Source organism: Paenibacillus xylanexedens (genome assembly GCF_017874615.1).
In the GTDB taxonomy this organism is placed as follows: domain Bacteria; phylum Bacillota; class Bacilli; order Paenibacillales; family Paenibacillaceae; genus Paenibacillus; species Paenibacillus xylanexedens.
The window spans coordinates 106,494-128,904 of sequence record NZ_JAGIKV010000007.1; the positions used below are offsets into that span (position 1 = coordinate 106,494).

Consider the following 22,411-nt stretch of genomic DNA (forward strand, 5'->3'; position numbering starts at 1 on the left):
CAGACAGGAGTGAACATTAAGATGCAACAGGATAAAACGTGGGGCAACCGGATCTTTGATTTTCTCAATCACGGCTTGCTGCTGTTGATTGGAATCGTGACGGTCATCCCGTTCATGTATATTTTGGCCGTCTCGTTTACCAGTCCGCATGAAGTGGCTAAGGGAGGATTCATTCTTTTTCCAAAAGAGTTCTCTCTGGCTGCGTACCGTTACATTTTCTCTACAGATACCTTGATTCGCAGTCTGGGTGTATCGGTCTATATTACGGTGATCGGTACCTTCATTAACCTGCTGTTTACGTCACTTATGGCATATCCGCTCTCCAGAAGATATTTGCGTGGACGCCAGCCCATTTTGGTGGGTGTATTGTTCACGATGCTCTTCAGTGGCGGAATGATTCCAACATACTTTGTCGTGAAATCCTTACACCTGACGGATACGTTATGGTCGCTGATGCTACCTACCGCTATTAGTGCATTTAACTTGATCGTACTCAAAAATTTCTTCCAGGCCATTCCCGATGAACTGGAGGATGCAGCCAAAATTGATGGATGTAACGATGTCAGCGTATTGTTCCGGATTGTACTGCCGTTGTCCATGCCAGCCATGGCGACATTTTCACTCTTTTACGCGGTGGCCCACTGGAACAGTTTCTTCAGCGCTGTTATCTATATCAACGATAGTGAGAAGTGGCCTGTCCAAGTCTGGCTACGTGAAATTGTTATTCTGGCACAGAGCCGAATCGGAGACACGAGTATCGAAGAGACCGAGATCCAGCCGCTGACCATTCGCATGGCCGTTATCGTGTTCTCCACGATCCCGATTATGCTGGTATATCCATTCCTGCAAAAGCACTTTGCAAAAGGAGTGATGCTGGGTTCGGTGAAAGGTTGAGTCGGCACATGGTTCAAAGTCAGTTCACTATGACTGCATAAAAAAAGGGAGGTTTTCATGTTATGAAAGCAACAAAAAAGAAAGCCGTAGCTGTCTTGAGCACACTGGCACTGGTGACAGGTTTGCTGGCAGGATGCGGATCAGATGAGAGTCAGGCTGCCGAGGGCGGCGTACAAAATGTGTCTATAGCCATTGCACAGGTGGGTGATGTGCCAAGCAAAGGCAATGAAGTTCAGCAAAAAATTGAAGCGTATACCAATACCAAACTGGATATCCAGTGGATTCCGGCTTCGGCCTATAATGACAAAATCAACGTGATGATTGCTTCAAGTGATATGCCGAAAATTGTGAAGGTGCAATATAACCCAACGGTGACCAGCGCGATGCGTAATGACGTGTTCTGGGAAGTGGGACCTTTGCTGAAAGATTACAAAAATCTGTCGGCACAGAACGAGCGTTTTTTTGACAACATCAAGGTAGAAGGCAAAATTTACGGGGTTCCTGTATTCTCCGATATTGCGCGGGCTACAGTGATCTACCGCAAGGACTGGTTCGAGAAGCTGAATCTCAAGGTGCCAGCTACACCGGATGAATGGTATGAAACGATCAAAACACTGGCAACCTCCGATCCGGATGGAGATGGTCAGGATAATACGTTTGGACTGATGCTTTTCAAAAAATATAATGAGGATCAATATTCCTTCACGACGCGCCTTGGCGTAAGTTTTGGTGCACCTAACAAGTGGAAGGTCGAGGATGATGGCAGCTTCACGCCGGAATTCATGACACCGGAATATATGCAGGTGCTGGATCTGCTGAAACGTTTGTACGATGAGAAACTGCTAAACCAAGATTTTGCCGTATTCGACTCAACGGAAGCGGAGAAAAAGTATGATTCCGGTGTTGTCGGTATCCGTGTTGGTGTTGCGCAGAACGGAAAAAGTCAGCAAGAGCGTCTGTCCAAAAACAATCCGGATGGTGTAGTAGACATCGCTGGTTTGCTTGGAGCGAACGGAGATCGTGTTGCAGGACAGACGGGTAACTCCGGCATTCTGGCATTCCCTAAATCAACGGTGAAATCGGAAGAAGAACTCAAGAACCTGCTCTCCTTCCTGGATAAACTGATGGACCCTGAGATGGCGACCCTGTTGATGCGTGGTATGGAAGACAAACATTACACCAAAGTGGGCGAAGATCAGGTGGAGATGAGTGACTTCGATGCATTCCAGCGTGAAGTGAAGCCTTACCGTGACAACCTTCCTTATGTCGAAGGGTATAACGTGCCGAGATTGAAGGATACCGAACTGGGTGAAAAAGGTACGGCACTTGCCAAGGAACTGGCGGAGCACGCTGTGCCAAACCCCGCGCTGACTTTATATTCTCCAACGTATGGTGACCGCGGGGCAGATCTGGATCAGGTAATTGCCGATGCACAGACGAAATACATTATGGGCAAGATCGATCAAAGTGGCTGGGAAAAGGAAATCGAGAATTGGGGCAATGCGGGTGGAAACAAGATTCGTGAGGAATATGCCGAAGATTATAAAAAACAGGCTCAATAAAGAGCCGGAAGCGGAGGCTTGATCATGAAGGAAACACTGCAACTCACATCGGCGCGCATGGCACAGCAATTCATGGAAAGTTATCGCAACCATGAGCTGTACTCCACGTGGCATTATGAGAACGGCTGCTTGCTGAAAGCTTTGGAGGAGCTGTATACGTACACGGGGGAGCAAAAGTATTTTGACTACATCCGTGAGCTGATGGATCATTTTGTTCAGGAAGATGGCTCCATTCGCTCCTATACGATCGAGGAATATAATCTGGATCAGATCAATCAGGGGAAATCACTGTTCCTGTTGCACGAGAAAACGGGAGAAGAGAAGTATCGCAAAGCTGCGGAGTTGCTTATGATTCAGCTTAAGGGACAGCCACATACGAGTGAAGGCGGGTTCTGGCATAAAAAGATTTACCCATTCCAGATGTGGCTGGATGGATTGTACATGGCTACTCCGTATCTGACTCAATATGGCGCAGTGACGGGTGAAGAGAAGTGGTTCGACAAGGCGGCTCTGCAGCTCTTGCTGGTGGAGCAACGTACACGTGATCCGCGTAGCGGTCTCTTGTACCATGCCTGGGATGAGAGCAAAGAGCAGCGCTGGAGTTCGGGTGAGACGGGATGTTCACCACATGTCTGGAGTCGGGCGATGGGCTGGTATGTGATGGCGGTTGTGGATACCTTGGATCACCTGCCGGTAGATCATCCGCAGCGTGGGCAGATTGTGGGTATCTTCGAACGCGTAGCAAACGCACTAGTGCATGTGCAGGATCAGCAGACCGGACTATGGCCACATTTGTTGGATCAACCGGGACGTGAGCGGAACTATCTGGAGGCTTCCGGGACCTCAATGTTTGTCTATGCATTGGCCAAAGGTGTGCGTAAAGGATATCTGAGTGGCAAGTTCAAAGCGGTTGCGGAAAAAGGGTATCAGGGTCTGCTACAGCATCTGCTGCAAACGGACCGTGAAGGCGTGCTGTCCTTGACGCAGTGTAACGGCGGAGCCGGTCTTGGAGGAAGCCCGTATCGTGATGGTTCATACGAGTATTATGTGACCGAGTCCATTCGGATCAATGATCCGAAATCGGTCGCTCCGTTCATTTTGGCGGGAGTGGAGATTGAACTTTACAAGTCCAACTAACATGTACATGAGAACGGAGAGGACAGAAATAACTTGAGGAAGCGAAGCGTTCGCCTAAAAGCTTTCTGAAAGAAAGCTGCATCGGAAGCATAGGCTTATCCCCGGATTTTCCCCTTTATTAAAAGGGAATCAAAAAATCTGGGGATAACAGCGATCTGAAGGTTGTTCTGTCATCGGAGTGGTCTGTGTACATAACCTTATCCAAAAGGAGAGATGGTTCATGAGTCCAAAAGGTCCAATGTCCCGTTTAGGCGGAATCGTTGTAATTGGTGCAATGTCCGCTGGATTGCTTGCAGGTTGCGGGGGAGAAAAAGCACCTGCTGCAGGGGAAGGTAAACTTCCCATTTCCATCTCTTTAATGCAGGTAGGAGATATACCGGCCAAGGAGAACGGGATTGAAAAGAAGATTGAGGAATATACAAATACGGATGTCAATGTACAGTGGATTCCGCAGTCTGCTTTTGATGATAAGGTGAATGTTATGGTTGCTTCAGGCGAGATGCCGACCATTATGCGTGTGAATTATGTACCGACAACGTTTAATGCCGCCAAAACGGGACTGTTCTGGGAACTGGGGCCGTACCTGAAGGATTATAAAAACCTGTCTGCCCAATCCGAGGCTTATTTTAACAATATCAAAATTGAAGGCAAGGTCTACGGTATTCCGAACTTCCGGGATATTGGCCGGACTGCGATCGTATATCGCAAGGACTGGTTCGATACGTTGAAGCTGGATATACCCAAAAAGCTGGATGACTGGTATGAAGTGATGCGCTCCATTCGTAAGGATGACCCGGACGGGAATGGTAAGGAAGATACGTACGGTGCACTGCTATTTAAAAAGTATAATGAGGGTGTCTCTTCCCCGCTGACGCGGATTGCTGTAAGTATTGGCGGCGTTAACAAATGGGGAGTGGATGATGCCGGGAAATTGACTCCGGAGTTCTTGACTACCGAATATGTGGATACAATGAAACTCTTCAAGCGACTGTTCAGCGAGGGACTGATTAATAGTGATTTCCCTGCTCTGGACCCTTCCGATGCGGACAAAAAAATGGATTCCGGCCTAGTTGGCATGAAGCTTAACGGTGTGGCTCAGAACGGAAAGTCCTCTCAGCAGCGGCTTACACCTAACGCTCCGGATGGAGAAATTGATGTGGCTCCGTTCCAGGGAACCGACGGCATTCGAATCGCCGGCGAGCCAGGAAACTACGGAATGCTGGTCATCCCGAAGGCATCCGTAACGGATGAGGAGCAATTGAAGCAGGTGCTCACGTTCCTGGACCAGTTGATGGATGAGGAATTAAGCGCGTTGCAGCTCCGTGGATTGCTCGATGTGCACTACACCAAGACTGCGGATGGGAAAACCGAACTCAAAGATTTTGACTCTTATCAGCGTGAAGTGAAGCCATATCGGGATAATTTGTTAAGCATTGAAGGTTATAATGTACCTGAACTGGTCGATGTTCCCATTGGTATGAAAGGCACGAAGATGGCGCGTGAGAATGAGCAATACGCCATCGCTAATCCGGCACTCACATTGTCTTCGGCGATCTATACCGAGCGTGGTCAGGAGTTGGATCAGATGATCTGGGATGCGCAGACGAAGTACATTATGGGTAAAATCGATGACGCAGGTTGGGAGCAGGAAATCGCAAGCTGGAGAAAAGCCGGTGGTGATCAATTGATCACGGAACTCGAAGCATCCTACAAGGAATTGAACGGAAAGTAAAGCTGGGTGAAATAAAAAAAGGTTGATCAAATGGAATGATATGGTTTATTCTATGAGTGAGTTCATTTTTCCAATATCATAAGAAAGACCACACCCTTAAAGCATAAGGCTATGAATCTGCGGATTCATGGCCTTTTTTTGTGTATTAGGCGAATGAAGTGGGTTTATGGAAGGAGGGGCGCACACCTTGAAGTGATGGGGATGGACGAAAAATAATACCAATAGCCTAGTACAACATGGTAGAATATTGATTATTATGTCAAATTTAGGTTTTGGTTATGAAGAGAAGTGACTAGGTTGTCCAAGTAAAGCATCCCCATACTAAGGTACATAGGAGCGTGAGTAGATTGAAGAAGCAGATTGAAGGACACGAGAAGAAGAAAAAACGGAATGTTTGGATCGTCGGGTTGGTAACGACAGCTGTATTGGCAGGAACACTATTGAACGTTGGAGCCGTACATCTGACCCCAACAGCGATAGCTGCATCTGGAACAAGTGACACGGCCCTTAGCAAGTTCAAGGATATCAAGGGCCACTGGGCTCAAGCAACGATTGCCAAAGCGTATGAAAAAAACCTGATCTCTGGTTACCAGGACGGAACATTTCGTCCCAATGGCAAAATCACGCGTGGGGAATATGCGACAATACTCGCCCGCGCGACTGAACTAGAGAAGGTTCAGGGGCAGAATCCCTTTGCTGATCTCAAGGGACATTGGTCTGAAGCGGCGGTTAGCCAGCTTGTCGGACAAGGATTCATTAATGCTGGCGATTACGCCAAAGGGTTCAATCCGAATGCGGAGCTAACGCGTTACGAGATGATGAAATGGATTGCCACTGGGCTGATTAAGTCCGGGAGCAGCTTCCAGGATGCTTTTAACGATACAAAAAATACGCTGCTTCCCACACCGGAAGTAAACCGTGGCACCATTCGTGCTGAGCAGATTCCGTATCTTGCTCTCGTTCGTGGGACAGGCATTGTAGGTGGCTTCCAGGATGGCACATTAAAACCAGCGGATTCCACCACTCGTGCAGAAGTATCAGCCATTTTGCTGCGTTATATGGACGTGGAGGGCACGGATGCCGGGAAGTACAGTGACCTGAATGAGATGAGAGAGGTCGGCACGACGGGGACGAATTTAACGACAGTATCAAATTACAAATATATTAAAGGTAACTTCGGAGATATAGTTAACACAGAGTACACGTTGAAAAATAATGTGGGGGTCGTAAGGTACCATAGATTTATCGTAGTGGATACCCGAGGGACTAAGCCCAAGGGACTATACGCCACGTTATTTGTAGATCAAAATAACTTGACTAGGGCACAAAAGGGGCGCTTCTCTACCTACGCTGAGATAACGTTTACTTCAAAACTTGATAAGTCAAATCTTTTAACTATTGCTAGAGCGAATGATAATATAGCTATTCCAATTCAACGATTATTTAACGTGAGCTATTTGAAAGAAAAAGGGTTTATTACTTTACCAGACGATTCAAACGCAATGTTGAAGCAAGGGGTATCTACCAAATTTTGGTCATCACATACTCTGGATCCTGTAAAGGGAGGATATATGTTGAAGAATGATGCTGGTAAAGAAGTTCAAATCTATCAATAGAACTTTTGGTGGTGTTTAAATTTAATATTAAACGTTATCTATTAGGTGGTTTAAAAAGTTTATATAGAATCTTAGTAATTATATTTATGATATTACCAGTCTATTACTGCACTTTTGATACTCTTAAAGCTAATGCCGTAGAAGAACAATATGGTTCCAAATCCATGAAAGGGCCAGCAGTAACAATTGATGCAAACCCAACTCAAGGAACACCGGGAGTTTACTGGTATCAACTTGATTCAGGAGAATTTAGGGCAGAATATCAAGGCACACACAAAGATGTGGATAACGGAGGAACTGATTATGATGCATACCCTGTAAAAACAGAAATTCCTGATAATGTTGATATGAGTAGATGGCCGCCACTAAGTTGGAAGCAATATAGAGGTATAGGAATTGATAAGGAAATGGTAACTGATATTAAGTTAAAGAACGATCCTGATGGTGTAAAATATCAGCAGGTAAATAGTTATGAAGGAATAGGTAGTCCAAGAGTTACAAGTGAAAAAAATGCGGATCTTAGAACATATACTGGCAAAGGGTTTGAGTTCTTTGAAAGGGAACCTTATGGGACTAGGCCAGGCAATAAACCCAAATATAAGATGGTATACCACACCCCTGTTAGCATCTTCTGGGAAGGTAAGATTCACGAAGAAAAAGAAATCGATGTAACCCCAGATTCTACCCTTACCATAGGTCAAACTCAGCAGATGGAAGCCAAGGTGAAGACGAAAGGTTATGGTGCGACAGCTTTTGGTGAGGGCATTGACGTATCGCGAAGGGAAGCGGAGATCAAATGGTTTTCTTCTGACGAGACGATTGCGAGTATAGAGCTCAAAACAGGGATGTTAACGGCCGAGAGTCCAGGCACGGTCACTGTGCGTGCGATCTGGAACAATGGTACATATCTGATCTCAGATACTGCCACCATAACAGTCACGTCTGAGCCAGGACTCGTTGTAAATCTGCCGAATGCTTGTAAAGCCAATACAACACCACTACAGGCGGAAGCAGTTCTAACCAAACCGGATCGCTCTGTTCATAAACTGACGGCTCATCCCAAATTGACGTGGCAGAGCTCGAATCCGACTATAGCCACGATCGGTGCTGATGGCAAAATCACGACAAAAGGGATCGTGGGTAGCACTACCATAAAAGCTCATTTTCTTGATTCTGCTCAGCAACTGGATGAACAAGGGACTCAGGTGCTTGAGGTGAAGGACTGCACGGATAATGGAGAAGGTGGTAATGATGGCGATCCGGGGGGCGACCCTGCGAATACTTGCTCTGTGACCATCAGCCCACCTAGTAGAGGCACGGTTATTGAAGCATCGGTTATGGACCCGTCTGTTCGAGGTGTGCTGAAGGCAGACGATCGGGGATCTGAGAAGTTCGATGTTACCCGTGGTATTCCAACTTCGGAAGATCTCTATGCCAATGTCTTGGCCCAGGAATATCTGTTTCAGCACCGTTGGGTTAACATGACAGGAACGGTGACTTACACCGTTAAAGTGAAAAGGGTTTATCATAAAACCTGGACGATCCCGGGAAGAGCCTCTAGTGGTGAGGGTGATCCAGGGACACCTCCTCAGCCCAGAGAACGTGATGTGCCTGGGGATAAAACCATGCAAGTAACACGGGCATATAGCTATTGGCAGATCGATAACCTGGAGGTATACAAGTTAAATGAGGCCAAGGTATCTAACTATGCGCTAGGCGGTTATGGTGACACAGTTACCCTGACGCCCAATGCATATACAGCACCGACTTTACAATCGGCTATGGATACTACGGTTACCAATCATGTGAAACCTGCGCCATGTCGAGAAATTGATCTTGGCATCCAAGGGGTTCCGGGTGGTTCTACTGAACCCTCTACGCCAGATGAAACGTCATTGTTTCAATCTGAAGCTGAAGCGGAGGTTAGAGAGAACACCGTTAATAACGACAAGGTAACCTTTAATGGAGCGACAATTATGAATCCTGCTCCTGTGACCAAAACCGCTCCAAGACCTGGGACGATCCCGCAGCCTGGCATGATCGGAGACGATGTTCTGTACCAGAACCGTCTGACGATCAAGAACACATTGATGAACAAAGCTAACCAGCCGACCACGGGTGAGATAACGTATGGACTTCTCCCTGGCAATGTTAACGGAGAACAGGATCAGAAGTTCCCCATTCTGGGCATCAACTCGGTGACAGTACATACTCCAGTTGTGAACTATGCCTGGGTGTCAGACGATCAGCCGCATAATCAGAAGACTACACCTGATCCGACCAGAGCTGCACTTATTTTAGAGCGTCCGTTTATTGTACGCATCCCAACTTCAGGGCAGCATCTGGATGTAGCGAGTTACCCTGGTTATGGAAACCATGATTATGCGAAATATTTCCGGATCAAACAGGTTCGTTTCCCATTCGATGTCTATAACGGTGCCAGAAGTCAGTTTATTCCGGCCATGACATGGGTGGATATTCCGGTAAATCAGTTGGACACCCCTTTTTATCTTCCTGTATGGGTAGATGAAGGGAATTACCAGGTTGAGTTTAGAAATATCGCCGAAAATGCACCTGCAAACTTCACAGAACAACAGGATGCCAACACCAATCTGACTCATCATGTCGCAGCAGATACCGTTGCTGTAGAGGTTATCGGACGATTGTATGATTTTCACATCACTGATATTTCAGATTACATTTGGGAGAATGTGTTCCGCAAGCGGATGGGCAGCCCGGAACCAACGGGTGTGAGCTACTGGACCGGAGGAAACAGTATAGACGGAGATCCCCGAGGTAATTTGGCTCCCTATGTCCTGCCTATTCGTCCCGGTAGTCATCCGGTACAGGGGTTCCGAAATGCTGCAGTGAAGACGGGTTACCATTTCAAGTTTGATCTGAAAACCAAGGGTAATATGTTTGGGAAACAGGATGGTATCCGAATTACGCCGACGTTCTCTTTTGTGAGTAAAGATGGCACCACCCGGCAAGAAGTGGATTTATACTACCATCGAGGACAGGAACGACTCATTCGTATCGGATCGGTACAAGATTTAGAAAAACGCTTTGTTGTGCTGAACTCACGGTTGCGGAATGTACCGGGTACGGAGTTAGGTGATACAGCGCGTTATCAGTATACTTATGAACTGTCAGAGGAGGAACGCAATCAGGGTACAATGGCGGAACATATGGTTCGTTTCGTGGATCAGACCTCTCATCATAAAACGTGGGTAGGTCGTTATGACTGGATGATTCTTCCTTCACAGATCCGTACACTCATTGGCCCAAAAACAGATATTCCCTCCAGTGTTAATGTGGATCGGGCGAATGCAGCGATTCAGCGCTGGTATGGGGAATATAGCTTGCCAGCAGATGTATATGCAGTACCCAAAGGAACCGATCTCGAGTCACTTGCCAGACTAAACCAGTTGGATGAGAAGACAATGGTATTTCTGAGGGACGGTTACATTGTGGTTAACTTCAATATCGAAACATTGCGCAGTGGCAATACGAGTGCACCGCATCTGCAATATATTCATGCACCGTTGATGAATCAATGGCAAATGGAAGGTTTTGATAACAGCCCGGTAGATGGTCAGGGGAGAAGCTGGCTGATGCAAGATGGGGACGTGGTTTTGTACCACGCGGATCAATCCAGCCGTAATGATTTTCAATCCCAGGTACCACATTAGAGAAACATCGTTTTACCTCTAAAGAAGGCAGGCGTGATGTGAATCCACATGACGTTTGTCTTCTTTTGCGTGATTTGGATTATGGCTGGGCAGCAGAACGGGTATAAAGGGTAAGGAGCACTCGTACCATCCATATTCATCAATTTTCTCAACGAGAGGGGAACAACACATATGATTGAAGAGGATAAGCAGGAACTATTGATTTCAGAAGATACATACAAAGGAAGAGATTTAGGTGTCACATTAGAAGCGCAAACCTGTCACTTTAAAGTCTGGTCACCGTTAGCCGTTCAGATGGAACTACTTCTGTACCCACCTTTGACAGGGGGGAGCCCGGAGGAAGAGCCCAATCAACGGAAACAGCAGGCGTTGCCTATGCAAAAGAAAGAACAAGGCATCTGGGCTCTGGAACTGGAGGGTGATTTAAGTAGCTACCGTTACATGTACAAGCCTACTTTCGAAGATGGACATTCAACCCATGCTGTAGACCCCTACGCACGAGCAGTGACCATGAATGGAGAAATGGGTGTAATTGTGAGACTGGAGCAGACACATCCGAAGGGATGGAGTGAGGACATTCGCCCGGAATTGACCAGTCCTGTAGATGCAGTCCTGTACGAACTGCATGTACGTGATTTTTCTATTCACCCATCATCTGGCATAACGAATAAAGGCAAATACATGGCTTTTACCGAGACGGGTCTGCGTGATTCGGAGGGCAACACACTGGGGATCGATCATTTGGTTGAACTAGGGATTACCCATGTGCATCTGCTGCCTGTATTTGATTTTGCGACGGTGGATGAATCCGGAGTAGATGTTGATACGTCTGATGGCTCCAACTATAACTGGGGATATGATCCGCTCCATTACAATGTCCCGGAAGGTTCCTATGCATCACGTGCAGATGATCCGGAGACACGAATTCGTGAGTTCAAATCAATGGTGCTTGCCCTTCATAACAAGGGAATAGGTGTCATTATGGATGTGGTATATAATCATACGTTTAATACAGCAGGCAGCTCTTTTGAAAAACTTGTACCAGGGTACTACTATCGTCAAAACGCCAATGGGACCTATAGCAATGGTTCAGGTACGGGCAATGAGGTGGCTACTGAACGCACCATGGTTCGCAAGTTTATCATCGACTCGGTCCGTTACTGGGCAGAGGAGTACCATGTGGACGGTTTTCGATTTGACCTGTTGGGTCTGATCGACACAACTACGATGAAACAGCTTGCAGCGGAATTACACACCGAAGTGTCACCTTCCATATTGTTATATGGTGAACCATGGGGCGCACTGGATTCGCCGCTTGGAGATGATATGACCCTAAAAGGAACGCAGCGCGGGGCGGGTTTTGCTGTGTTTAACGATAATTTCCGCGGAGTGATCAAGGGAGACAGTGATGGGATGGGTACGGGATTTGCGACGGGTGCGGACGGGAAAGAAGACGAATTGTGGACTGGCGTCCGGGGAGCCATTCAGGATTTTACGGATGGTCCATCCGAGACAATTAACTATGTAACAGTGCATGATAATCTCAACCTGTGGGACAAAGTCGCACGTACACAAGGACTCCACGATACCTTGAATTTCCTCACCTATGACGAGGATGGAAGTATTCGTGGATGCCAGAGTGTGGAAGAGGCAGTAGAGAAGACTAAGCCTTACCTGCAGATCGATTCGGAACATATTCTGGAGAATGAGACCGTTAGGCGTTGTCTGCTTGCCAATGGTATCGTTCTAACCTCCCAGGGTGTTCCCCTGATCGCGGCTGGAGATGAGCTGCTTCGCAGCAAATATGGGGACGCCAACAGCCACCAGAGTGGAGACGTGGTCAATGCCATACATTGGGAGCAAAAGAAGCTGTTCAAGCCGGTGTTTGATTATTATCGGGGGCTGATCCGTCTTCGGCGAGAGCATCCAGTATTTCGGTTTCGTACACGGGAAGAGATCGAGAAGCATGTTCGTCTAATCGAAAAAGGTAATGGGCTACTGGCGTATGAACTGAACGGTACAGCAGCCAGCGATTCGTGGGAACGCATTGTTGTGATCTATAATGCGGCAAAAGAAAACCGCGATATCTCTGTTCCGACAGGGACATGGAATGTGGTTGTAGAAAAAGGACAAGCAGGCGTTGATACGATACGTACCAAACATGACGGACAGGTAAATGTGAATGCGCTATCCATAACAGTGATGTATTCGAAGTCCTGATCGCCACAATGCTTGCCAAGAAATGAAGCGTCCAACAAACCATTAGTAAAATAGCTAACAAGGACACGTTCAAGATATCCAATCAAATCTAATCAAATAAATTGAGATAAAACAAATCCCCCTTTCCCGTAAGAAAGGGGGATTTGTTGATGCGTCAGAAACCATTGCCTTGGTCGCAGGGCTATACATTGTCATGTCTCGACCTTCTTTTATGCTGTGCACCGGTTAGTACATTTTGAATCTCAACCAAATGACATCCTGCATTATATTCTTGTATATTCCAAACTTTTTTTGTCAGGACAGGTACAAATGCTGTCAATCTATGGCGCTTGTTTTCATATCCTATATTTTGAAAGCGATTGCTAATTGAATACGCAAATTGGACCGATATGATGAGTACAGACAACCCCGGGTTGACAAAACACGTCCTGCTCCGTAACATCGGGACAACACGAAATCAATGGATATAAAGGCGGTGGGAACGATGCCGGAATGGATTTCTTTTCGTTACGAAGGCAACGATCTTGGCTTAACATATACTCGTGCAGCAAGTACTTTTAAATTGTGGGCACCTATGGCACAGCAGGTTTATATATTGGTTTTTGAAGATGAAGGGCATTACAACGATAGTGGTAAAGTACAAGATCATGAAAATGGGCAGGAACATACTTTGACGCGCGATGCGGACGGAATATGGAGTCTGAAGCTCAGCGGCGATTGGGCAGGACATTATTATATGTACCGAATTATCCATGATAATCAGCAGATTGAAGTGGTTGTCGATCCTTATGCCAGAGCGGTAACAGCTAATGGGCAACGAACGGCTATTATAGATCCGGAGACCACCAATCCAGTCGATTGGGACCTGGATGTCAAACCTGCTTTTCTGCGTCCTGTCGATGCCGTGTTATATGAGTTGCATGTGCGTGATTTCTCCTCGGATCCACATGCAGATATTCCGTATAAGGGAAAATATCTGGCATTCACAGCATCCGGTCTGACGGATAGAGCAGGCAATAGTATTGGTGTAGACCATCTTGCCGAACTGGGAGTCACTCATGTACATCTTCTGCCTGTGGCGGATTATCAGACGGTGAATGAACTCGCTACAGCAGATGTGGGTTCAAATGTCAGAGCACCATACAACTGGGGGTATGATCCCCAGCATTATAACGTTCCCGAAGGTTCGTATGCGACAGATCCTCGTGATCCTGCAGTTCGCATCCGGGAGCTCAAATCACTCGTTCAATCGCTGCACAGACAAGGCATTCGCGTTGTACTTGATGTTGTCTATAATCATACGTATAGCGTGGAAGAGGGACCTTTTGAACGGGTTGTACCAGGCTATTATTACCGTTATCGGGAGGATGGTACCCTCAGTAATGGTTCTGGTGTAGGCAATGAATTGGCAACAGAACGTCCAATGGTGCGAAAATATATTTTGGATTCTCTCCGATATTGGGCAGAAGAATATCATGTGGACGGATTTCGATTTGACCTTATGGCCCTGATTGATACGGAAACGATGAATGAATTGACACGCGAATTGCGGGAGCAGATCGATCCGGCGTTTCTGATCTATGGGGAACCCTGGATGGGTGGAGATTCACCTTTGGACCGCAAAACATTAAAAGGAACCCAGCGAGGTCAGGGGTTTGCTGTATTTAATGATCATTTTCGCAGTGCAATCAAGGGCGATAGTGATGGCAGTGGCAGAGGGTTTGTCACGGGTGCCGGAGGGCAGGAATATGAGCTTATCAGGGGATTAGCAGGAGCACTGGATGATTTCACATCTTCACCTGTGGAAGTTGTCAATTATGTAACTGCCCATGACAATCTCAATCTGTGGGATAAAATTGCAACAACAATGAACCTCAGACATGAATTAGGTTTTCCCGTATGGAAGGACGGACAGCCGGTGGGAGGCGGAAGTGCTGAGTCGGCGGTAAAAGCAGCAGATCCATATCGGTATGTGGATGCAGATGATGTTTTGAATCATGAGATGGTTCGTCGCTCGTTACTGTCCTCCGGCATTCTGCTTACTTCTCAGGGAATTCCGTTTCTGCATTCAGGGGATGAGATGCTCAGATCCAAAGCCGGTGATCATAACAGTTATCGGAGCGGGGATGCGGTGAACGCCATCACATGGGCCAACAAATCACGCTTCAGACCGGTGTTTGACTACTATCGTGGTCTTATTCATTTGCGGCGAACACATCCCGCTTTTCGTATGATTGATGCTGAACAGGTACGAAATCACCTTCGTGTTATTCGTGCGGATGGCAATGTAGTTGCCTTTATACTTCAGAATGGTGCGAATCAGGACACCTGGAATCAGATTATGGTCATCTATAACGGAACGGAACATGAGCAGCATGTTGACCTGAGGGAAGGGGACTGGCATGTTGTAGTCAATGATCATCAGGCAGGCACAGACCTGATCGAGACTGTTCGTGGTACTGTTCAGGTAGAACGATGGTCTTTAATGGTACTGTATGACACAGAGCATGCTGGAGGCGCTGAACCATCAACAGTGGAGATTAGTTTTCCTCGCCAGGTATATAGTCCGAAGGAGACCACTCAACTACGAGCGATCGTACGGGACAGTATTGGCAATGTGGTAGAAAAAGCTCCAGTTACCTGGACTTCTTCTGATCCGGATATTATTCAGATCCAGCCTGATGGAACAATCCATGCACTGGAACGAGGGGAAGCTTCGATTACAGTCCACTGTGGGGACATAACGGCAAGCTGTATGTTACAAGTGAATTATCGTCATGCTGAACGAATTGAAATTGTGGGCGAACCTGTCATGTACATGACTCGAATCAGTCGCTTCCGTGCCTTGGTTCTGGATCAATTCGGTCAGCCGCTTCAGGATTCGAATATACGCTGGAGCTCTTCTCATCCAGAACTTGCAGCGGTGAGTGCCGCAGGGATCGTACGTGCGATGACACCTGGAGCAACCCATATCATTGCTGAAGCTGGAGGAATCCGGGCAACGCTTGGCGTAACGATTCATAAACAGATTTCGCGAACCGTCACGCTTCGATACGAACGGGAAGACCAGCATTATGAAGGTTGGGATGTCTGGGTATGGGGCACAGGTATGGAGGACGGAGCAGTACGGCTGGAACAAGTCGGAAATGCCGCCGAAGCCCGCTTCCGCGTTGCTCCGGGTCTGCATCACCTGGGATTGATCATTCGATTGAACGAATGGGAAGCTAAAGATACGTGCGGAGACCGTTACGTGGACATTGTACCTGAAGACGAGGATGTACACATTATTGTCCGTAGCGGATCAGACGAGATGAAGATCATTCGTGAAAGCGAAAAAACAGAGGATCGTAATAGCGCATAGTTTCTTTATTTATAACGTCGAATGTAGTTCGTCAAAACCTTGATAAATCAGCAGTTGGAAGAGATTCCGACTGCTTTTTTGGTCTGATTATAAGCCGCATAACTTGCCAAAAAATAATTAATTGTCCTGTTTCGTGTTTGAGATCCTCTATCATTGGGGTAAATATAGATATGGCCCACGATTCGGCCAAAGGAAAAAAGACCATTATGGTCTATAAGCGACGCTTTAGCGCTTTCCAACAAATATAATGTAGTGATCCCTTGAAGGAGGATGTTCAATCATGAAATCCAACGGAAAAATGGCTCAACTTACAGCAACGCCAAGAACGGAAAAGAAAGGTGCAGCACTGCGCCTGTTAAGACAAGGCGGACGAGTTCCCGCAGTCGTTTACGGCCCGGGACTTGAAGGTGCTTCAATACATGTAGATGAAAAAGAAATGCTGAAAGTGGCACGCACAGGCCGCTCCGAAATGTTCAATCTGAATGTGGAGGGCGGTAAAACGGTTCCGGTGCTGATCAAGGATCAGCAAGAGCGTAACGGACGTTTGCTGCACGTAGACTTTTTGCAAATTTCCAAGAACAAGCCGATCAGCGTAAGTGTATCGATCGACTTCCAGGGAACAGCGGCCGGCTCGAAAGCTGGCGGTGTATTCCAGACACAGGAGACACAGCTGGAAGTAGAAGGATTGCCTGCGGATCTGCCAACCTCCATTGAAGTGGATGTTAGTGGATTGGATATTGGCGATCGTTTGACTGCTGCGGATATCAAGCTGGATAAAGGTTTGACACTCATAACATCACCTGAGTCCATCATCGCTTCCGTCATGCCGCCACAAGCGGCAGAGGAAGAGCCAACGGCTTCTGCTGAGGAAGCTGAACCGGCAGCTGAAGAAAAAGCTGCAGAAGAATAAGCGAAACTCAGGGATCTCAGCAGATCCCATGCTTAGCCGAAGCCCAGTCCCAGTGACTGGGCTTTTTATATTTCCAGGACAAGAGATTTCGATGGTCGCATGAAAAATGAGAATGTACTACAATACATGTTAAAGGGTTAGAAAGTAGGTTTATTTCAATGTTTGATCCAACGGTGTATGACAATCTGAAAGTCGGATTTGAGAATTATCTCTATGATATGGATAACCTGGATGAACGTATTCAGATTACGGGGCGTAAAGATCAGCTGGAGATGGCTGTGATGTCCAGAGAGTTCACATTACTATTCTGTCTTAGGGATCGCCCGGAAGTAACAGGAGAGGTCGTATTAAGCAGTTCCCTTGAGGAGCTTGCAGCGGAGATCTTGGAGACGCCTGGTGCGCATCCGGGTTGCCGTTTGGAACTACGGTTTGGTATGGTTGTGAAGGAGCCTGAGAAGCAGTGCCCGGTTATTCGTCGGATATTACAGAAGAGCTGGCCTGAGCAGAGGATGTGCCAGAACATCCGATATATCTTTGATGAACAGCCAATCATGTATAACGTCACGGCTCACGTTTATTTTGACCGCAGTGTGAATGAAGACCAGATGGGGGACATTGCTGAACTCTGTGAGCATATGGCGAATGTGATGAATCAATTATTACAGTTGCATAACCAGTAATTCCGAGAAAAGCTTTGACTCTTTGTAGAGATCAGGGCTTTTTTTGTATTATTTTAGAAAATTGTATAGGCTTTCAGGCTTAGGTTTGAGGCCTTTTGGGTTAATGTTTTACGCAAGCAAGTAAGAGAATGTATATTAAAAGGGGGTAAAAGTGCAATTGGACTATACAAAAATGGTGAAATTGCGAAAATAAAATTGGGACTAAAGATTTAGTTCTGTACTAAAGGAACTAGTTTTCCTTGCCGATAAAATATCGAAGGGGAGAAACTACATGACAGAGAAATTAATTCGTCTGCTGCGTATACTTCAGGCTATACAAGCAAATCCTGGAATTTCGGCCAAGGAATTGGCGCTGAAATGCGGTACGACTGTACGCACGATTTATCGTGATCTCCGGATTTTGGATAGGGTCGCCCCGATTATGAATGAAGGATACGGCAAAGGTTACCGATTTATTGGTGAGTTTGCGTTGTATCCATTAGATTTTACTGAACAGGAAGCAATGGTCTTCTCCTTGCTCCCGTCCGTAGTTGATACCTCCAAGTTACCTGCTGAGTTCGATTCAGCTTTTGACAAGGTCATGTCGGCTCATACCAAATTAAAATCAAGAAACAGTGACATTGTAGAGAATATTGCGGGAATTATTCGGATGGGCACGCCAGCTTATCGTGAGGAAGGAAAGGACCCTAATTTGCTGATTCCCATCATCGAAGCTATTCTAAGCCAGCAAACCATTCGTACTCAATATCATACGCTGACAAGAAATGAGATCACAGTTCGGGATATCAATCCCTATTATCTCATTCCACGTGATCAACGTTTTTATTTGATCGGATACTGCCATTTGCTGCAAAAAGTTCGATTGTTTCGGATCAGCCGTTTTTTGGATGTGACACGAACAAATGCCGGTTTCGACAAGGGTGATTTCAACATAACGCAGTACATGAAGAACACATGGTCTATTGACCGTGGCGACGAAAATATCCATTTCAAGGTAAGATTCTCTGAGAAAGTGGCCCCCTACATAAAAGAAGAAGAAATGTTTGTTCGCCCGCGAATGACGAATATGTCGGATGGGGGATTGTTATTTGAAGTGACACTGAATAGCAGCAGAGAATTTTTGAAATGGTTGTATCAATTTGGGGCCGAGGCAGAGGTACTTGAACCTCGTGAGTTTCGTAGAGAGATACGCAGGCAACTTGTCGAGTGGTTGGAACATTATGAAACCGATGTATCTTTGTAAAAATTTTAATCATGGAGAAATACAGGAAAAGGAGCAGGTAATATGAGCACCAAATTATTCGCAGCTATGTATGGGATGGACCTACAGGCTTTACATGTGGGGGATACCGTGTATCTCGTTAAAGATCCAGATAATCGTTTGGATTATCAAGCGATTAAGGTTGTTATTCCCCCGATTGGAGCCGTAGGTTATATCGTTAATGATCCGCTGGTCGTACCTCATGGATGTTGGACCGGGACGGCATTCTACGATGTATTTCATCAATTAACGTGTGCCAAAGTACGATTCATGATGAGAGATATGGTTATTATGGAGTTAATTGAGATGAGTCACATTCCTGTTCCGCAGATGGATTCTTTGATTAAGGGATGGCAATTTCGTGAAAAAGCTTGATCATCGTAACAGAAGAAGGCTCATTTACGGATGAGCCTTGTATAGGTCGCTTCCAGATGCATGGCTGTTCTGGCCCAACTGAAATGTGTCCTTGCGCTGTCTCGGCCAGCCTTTCCTAACTTCTCGGCAAAAGTGGGATTGCTTGCAAGTTTGTACAGGTAAGAGGCGAAACGTTGGGGACGCTTATAAGCGGTGACAAGGTATCCATTGATACCTGATTCAATAATCTCACGAATACCTCCGTTATCGGAAGCAATGACGGGTAATCCTGAAGCCATCGCCTCAACATTAACCAGGCCAAAAGCTTCATGTTCTTGAGACGGACAGACCAGACAATCGACTGCCCGATACAACTGATCGATATGCTCATGGTTTATCTGACCACGGAAGGAAACATGGACTTTTTGTTTATGGGCAAGTTCGCGAAGTTTACGCATGTAATACGGAGGTCCTTTGCCTGCAACAAGCAGTTGAACAGGCATCTGTTGCTGAAGGAGGGCAGTCGCACGAATTAATACGTCTACACCTTTTCCAGGGATTAGCCTGCCGACATACAGAATAGAGAATGGTTTAGTTACTCCAAATTGTGTACGCAGATGAATCTGTTCTTCGCTGGATTCAACAGGTCTGAAGCGGCTTAGATCTGCACCCAATGGAACAACACTCATCCGGTGTTTTACCAACGGAAATCTGCGGCCTAACCTTTGTCGCAGGGAATGACTGTTGACGGCAATCCAATCAGCTTTTTTCATTAATGTGAGTTTGGAAGGTCCGGGCTGAGCAAACGTTAACGAGTGAAGGTAAAGTACGACAGGTGTGCGTGGAAAAGCTCGTTTGATGGTCGCCATACTTCGTGGCCTGTTATCCACTTGAATTACATCATAGGGTTGTTGGGATAACAAACGTATGACTGCTTTGGTGTACCTGACAGGACTCGTTGCAGGGACACGTTGGATGGTGATCCCATCGATCTGTTCTGTGGCGGCGAGACCTTGCATTTGACGACTTATAATGGTCACCTGATGGCGATGGGCTAGTTCACGAGCGATGCCCAGGATACAGATTTCCACGGAACCATTACCGGGCAAAGGCAATTTCTCGGGTGCAACCATAGCTATTTTCATGATCAGGCTCCTCCTTGTCCGACATCTGTAACAATCTTCGTCATATATCTTATGAGAAGTTAAAGCATTTGGCTCCTGCGAAATGGTAGGTGAACCACCCATATAAGCGTGCAGGAATAATCTGCTGCATGGCACTAAGCGAGATATTCAGCTTTTGTGATATACTGTACGGGAACAATTGAATTCGTTACATGTATAAAAGCAGGAGGAAAATAATGTTACATTCTACGCTGGGGCGCTTCCGGCTGATGTTGTGGTTGCAGGGCATTTCGTACGTGTTGCTACTGTTTGTTGCTTTTCCGTTGAGAGATGCTGGGGTTATGCCGCAGGCTGTCACATGGTTTGGAAATCTGTACGGTTTTTTGTTTTTAATGTACTTGTTATTTATGGTGACTATGTACACCTCACAGAAGTGGCGTCTGCGCCGTCCAATTGCTCTGTTCTTTGTTTCTTTCATTCCACTGGGGAATATGATCTACGATGTTGTCGTATTCCGTAAGCTGTATCGTCAACTAAATAAAGCTTGACTTTATTTAACATTATGAAATATGATGAGTACAGGTTAAACAACCCGTTCCAACTAAAACTACATATTCCTGTTAAAGGGGAGTAGCTTTTACAGTAAAGTCGTCAATTCGGGATCATATCCCCGGCTTTATTGGCAGCAATTTTGTTGTTAGCGAGACCTTTACCAAGTTTTCATGCTCGGTAAAGGTCTCTTTTTGTGGATATAAAAGGACCTTACCAGTGATGGTAAAGGTCCTTTTTTTTGTACATCATAAGAATATTAAGGAGGAGTCAATGTTGGATGTTTCATTATTATTAGAATATGGGTGGGTGCTTGCTGTCTTAGTGGTCCTTGAAGGATTACTCGCAGCAGATAATGCATTGGTACTCGCAATTATGGTTAAACACTTGCCTGAAGATAAGCGCAAAAAAGCGTTGTTCTATGGTCTGATGGGTGCATTTGTTTTCCGTTTAGGTTCATTGTTCCTGATCTCTTTCCTCGTCGATGTATGGCAAGTACAAGCGATCGGTGCCCTGTATCTCCTGTATATTTCGATTAACCACATCGTTAAAAAGATACTGGGTAGTCGCAACAAAACAGATGAAGCAGCGGATTCAACGCCTAAGAAACCGAAAAAACAATCCGGTTTCTGGATGACCGTTTTCAAGGTTGAAGTAGCGGATATCGCATTTGCAGTCGATTCCATTCTGGCTGCTGTTGCTTTGGCCGTGGCGTTGCCACCAAGTGGATTGCCTCCAATCGGCGGACTTGACGGTGGACAGTTTATCGTTATCTTCCTCGGTGGATTCATCGGGCTTGTGATCATGCGTTTTGCAGCCACATACTTTGTGAAATTGCTTCATTCCCGTCCAGGGCTTGAAGTTGCGGCTTTTGTCATCGTAGGTTGGGTAGGGGTTAAGCTGGCAGTTATTACACTCGCACACCCTTCATTGGGTGTTCTGGATGAGCATTTCCCGGAAAATAAAATTTGGAAATTCGGATTCTATATTGTACTGATCACCATTGCGGTATGTGGTTGGTTCCTGTCTTCCAAAGTTCCTGAAAAAGAAGACGAAAATCCGGTTGAAGAGCTGGAAAAACAAGCAGGAGTGTAATAATCATGTTACGCTAACAACATCATTATTATTTAGAAAACAGGAGATTGTCCTAGGACAATCTCCTGTTTTTGTTGCATATGAAATATGCATCATGGTTCAATTTCCAAGAAAAGGGTTGACACATGAATTCTAGTCCCCTTAATATAAGACTAACATTAACGAAGGGAGGCCGAGAGACATGATGCTTGGTTATGATTTGATTCAAACAGGGCGAAACGTAG

The 22,411-nt window shown here is 46.1% G+C and carries 15 protein-coding genes; 14 read left to right on the forward strand and 1 reads right to left on the reverse strand.

The window, feature by feature from the left end:
* Nucleotides 1–21: 21 nt before the first annotated feature.
* The 12 genes from J2Z28_RS11245 to J2Z28_RS11300 all read left to right on the forward strand — a co-directional run bounded on the left by J2Z28_RS11245 (nucleotide 22) and on the right by J2Z28_RS11300 (nucleotide 19,440).
* Nucleotides 22–894, forward strand: coding sequence for a carbohydrate ABC transporter permease (locus tag J2Z28_RS11245; RefSeq protein WP_211082547.1), 873 nt, complete (start codon nucleotides 22–24; stop codon nucleotides 892–894).
* A gap of 62 nt (nucleotides 895–956) precedes the next feature.
* Nucleotides 957–2,456, forward strand: a complete 1,500-nt coding sequence (locus tag J2Z28_RS11250; protein WP_211082548.1) for an extracellular solute-binding protein — start codon at nucleotides 957–959, stop codon at nucleotides 2,454–2,456.
* Nucleotides 2,457–2,480: 24 nt separating this feature from the next.
* The gene (locus J2Z28_RS11255) at nucleotides 2,481–3,593 is read left to right on the forward strand and encodes a glycoside hydrolase family 88/105 protein (protein WP_211082549.1); all 1,113 of its coding nucleotides are present in this window, start codon (nucleotides 2,481–2,483) and stop codon (nucleotides 3,591–3,593) included.
* A 220-nt stretch (nucleotides 3,594–3,813) separates the two neighbouring features.
* Nucleotides 3,814–5,325: an extracellular solute-binding protein gene (locus J2Z28_RS11260; RefSeq protein ID WP_211082550.1), complete on the forward strand. Its 1,512-nt coding sequence runs from the start codon at nucleotides 3,814–3,816 to the stop codon at nucleotides 5,323–5,325.
* 338 nt (nucleotides 5,326–5,663) lie between these two features.
* Nucleotides 5,664–6,941 carry an S-layer homology domain-containing protein gene (locus J2Z28_RS11265; protein WP_483406962.1) on the forward strand — a complete coding sequence of 426 codons (1,278 nt, stop codon included), beginning with the start codon at nucleotides 5,664–5,666 and terminating at the stop codon, nucleotides 6,939–6,941.
* Between the two features lie 407 nt (nucleotides 6,942–7,348).
* The gene (locus J2Z28_RS11270) at nucleotides 7,349–10,633 is read left to right on the forward strand and encodes a DUF5704 domain-containing protein (RefSeq protein WP_244988233.1); all 3,285 of its coding nucleotides are present in this window, start codon (nucleotides 7,349–7,351) and stop codon (nucleotides 10,631–10,633) included.
* Nucleotides 10,634–10,804: 171 nt separating this feature from the next.
* Nucleotides 10,805–12,853, forward strand: a complete 2,049-nt coding sequence (gene pulA, locus J2Z28_RS11275; protein WP_211082553.1) for a type I pullulanase — start codon at nucleotides 10,805–10,807, stop codon at nucleotides 12,851–12,853.
* 484 nt (nucleotides 12,854–13,337) lie between these two features.
* The gene (pulA, locus tag J2Z28_RS11280) at nucleotides 13,338–16,214 is read left to right on the forward strand and encodes a type I pullulanase (protein ID WP_211082554.1); all 2,877 of its coding nucleotides are present in this window, start codon (nucleotides 13,338–13,340) and stop codon (nucleotides 16,212–16,214) included.
* Between the two features lie 280 nt (nucleotides 16,215–16,494).
* Nucleotides 16,495–17,124 carry a 50S ribosomal protein L25 gene (locus J2Z28_RS11285; RefSeq protein ID WP_211082555.1) on the forward strand — a complete coding sequence of 210 codons (630 nt, stop codon included), beginning with the start codon at nucleotides 16,495–16,497 and terminating at the stop codon, nucleotides 17,122–17,124.
* A gap of 158 nt (nucleotides 17,125–17,282) precedes the next feature.
* The gene (locus J2Z28_RS11290; RefSeq protein WP_211082556.1) at nucleotides 17,283–17,804 is read left to right on the forward strand and encodes a hypothetical protein; all 522 of its coding nucleotides are present in this window, start codon (nucleotides 17,283–17,285) and stop codon (nucleotides 17,802–17,804) included.
* A gap of 271 nt (nucleotides 17,805–18,075) precedes the next feature.
* On the forward strand, nucleotides 18,076–19,047 hold the full coding sequence (locus J2Z28_RS11295) for a helix-turn-helix transcriptional regulator (RefSeq protein WP_211082557.1): 972 nt from the start codon (nucleotides 18,076–18,078) through the stop codon (nucleotides 19,045–19,047).
* Nucleotides 19,048–19,089: 42 nt separating this feature from the next.
* Nucleotides 19,090–19,440, forward strand: a complete 351-nt coding sequence (locus tag J2Z28_RS11300) for a DNA-binding protein (RefSeq protein ID WP_211082558.1) — start codon at nucleotides 19,090–19,092, stop codon at nucleotides 19,438–19,440.
* A gap of 20 nt (nucleotides 19,441–19,460) precedes the next feature.
* On the opposite strand, the gene J2Z28_RS11305 is transcribed toward J2Z28_RS11300, so the two are convergent.
* Nucleotides 19,461–20,564, reverse strand: coding sequence for a glycosyltransferase family 4 protein (locus J2Z28_RS11305; RefSeq protein ID WP_211082559.1), 1,104 nt, complete (start codon nucleotides 20,562–20,564; stop codon nucleotides 19,461–19,463).
* A gap of 215 nt (nucleotides 20,565–20,779) precedes the next feature.
* Between J2Z28_RS11305 and J2Z28_RS11310 the strand changes: the two genes are divergently transcribed.
* Together J2Z28_RS11310 and J2Z28_RS11315 are read left to right on the forward strand one after the other, a co-directional pair.
* Nucleotides 20,780–21,091, forward strand: a complete 312-nt coding sequence (locus tag J2Z28_RS11310; RefSeq protein ID WP_036617062.1) for a DUF3817 domain-containing protein — start codon at nucleotides 20,780–20,782, stop codon at nucleotides 21,089–21,091.
* 277 nt (nucleotides 21,092–21,368) lie between these two features.
* Nucleotides 21,369–22,187 carry a TerC family protein gene (locus J2Z28_RS11315; RefSeq protein WP_211082680.1) on the forward strand — a complete coding sequence of 273 codons (819 nt, stop codon included), beginning with the start codon at nucleotides 21,369–21,371 and terminating at the stop codon, nucleotides 22,185–22,187.
* Nucleotides 22,188–22,411 lie beyond the last annotated feature (224 nt).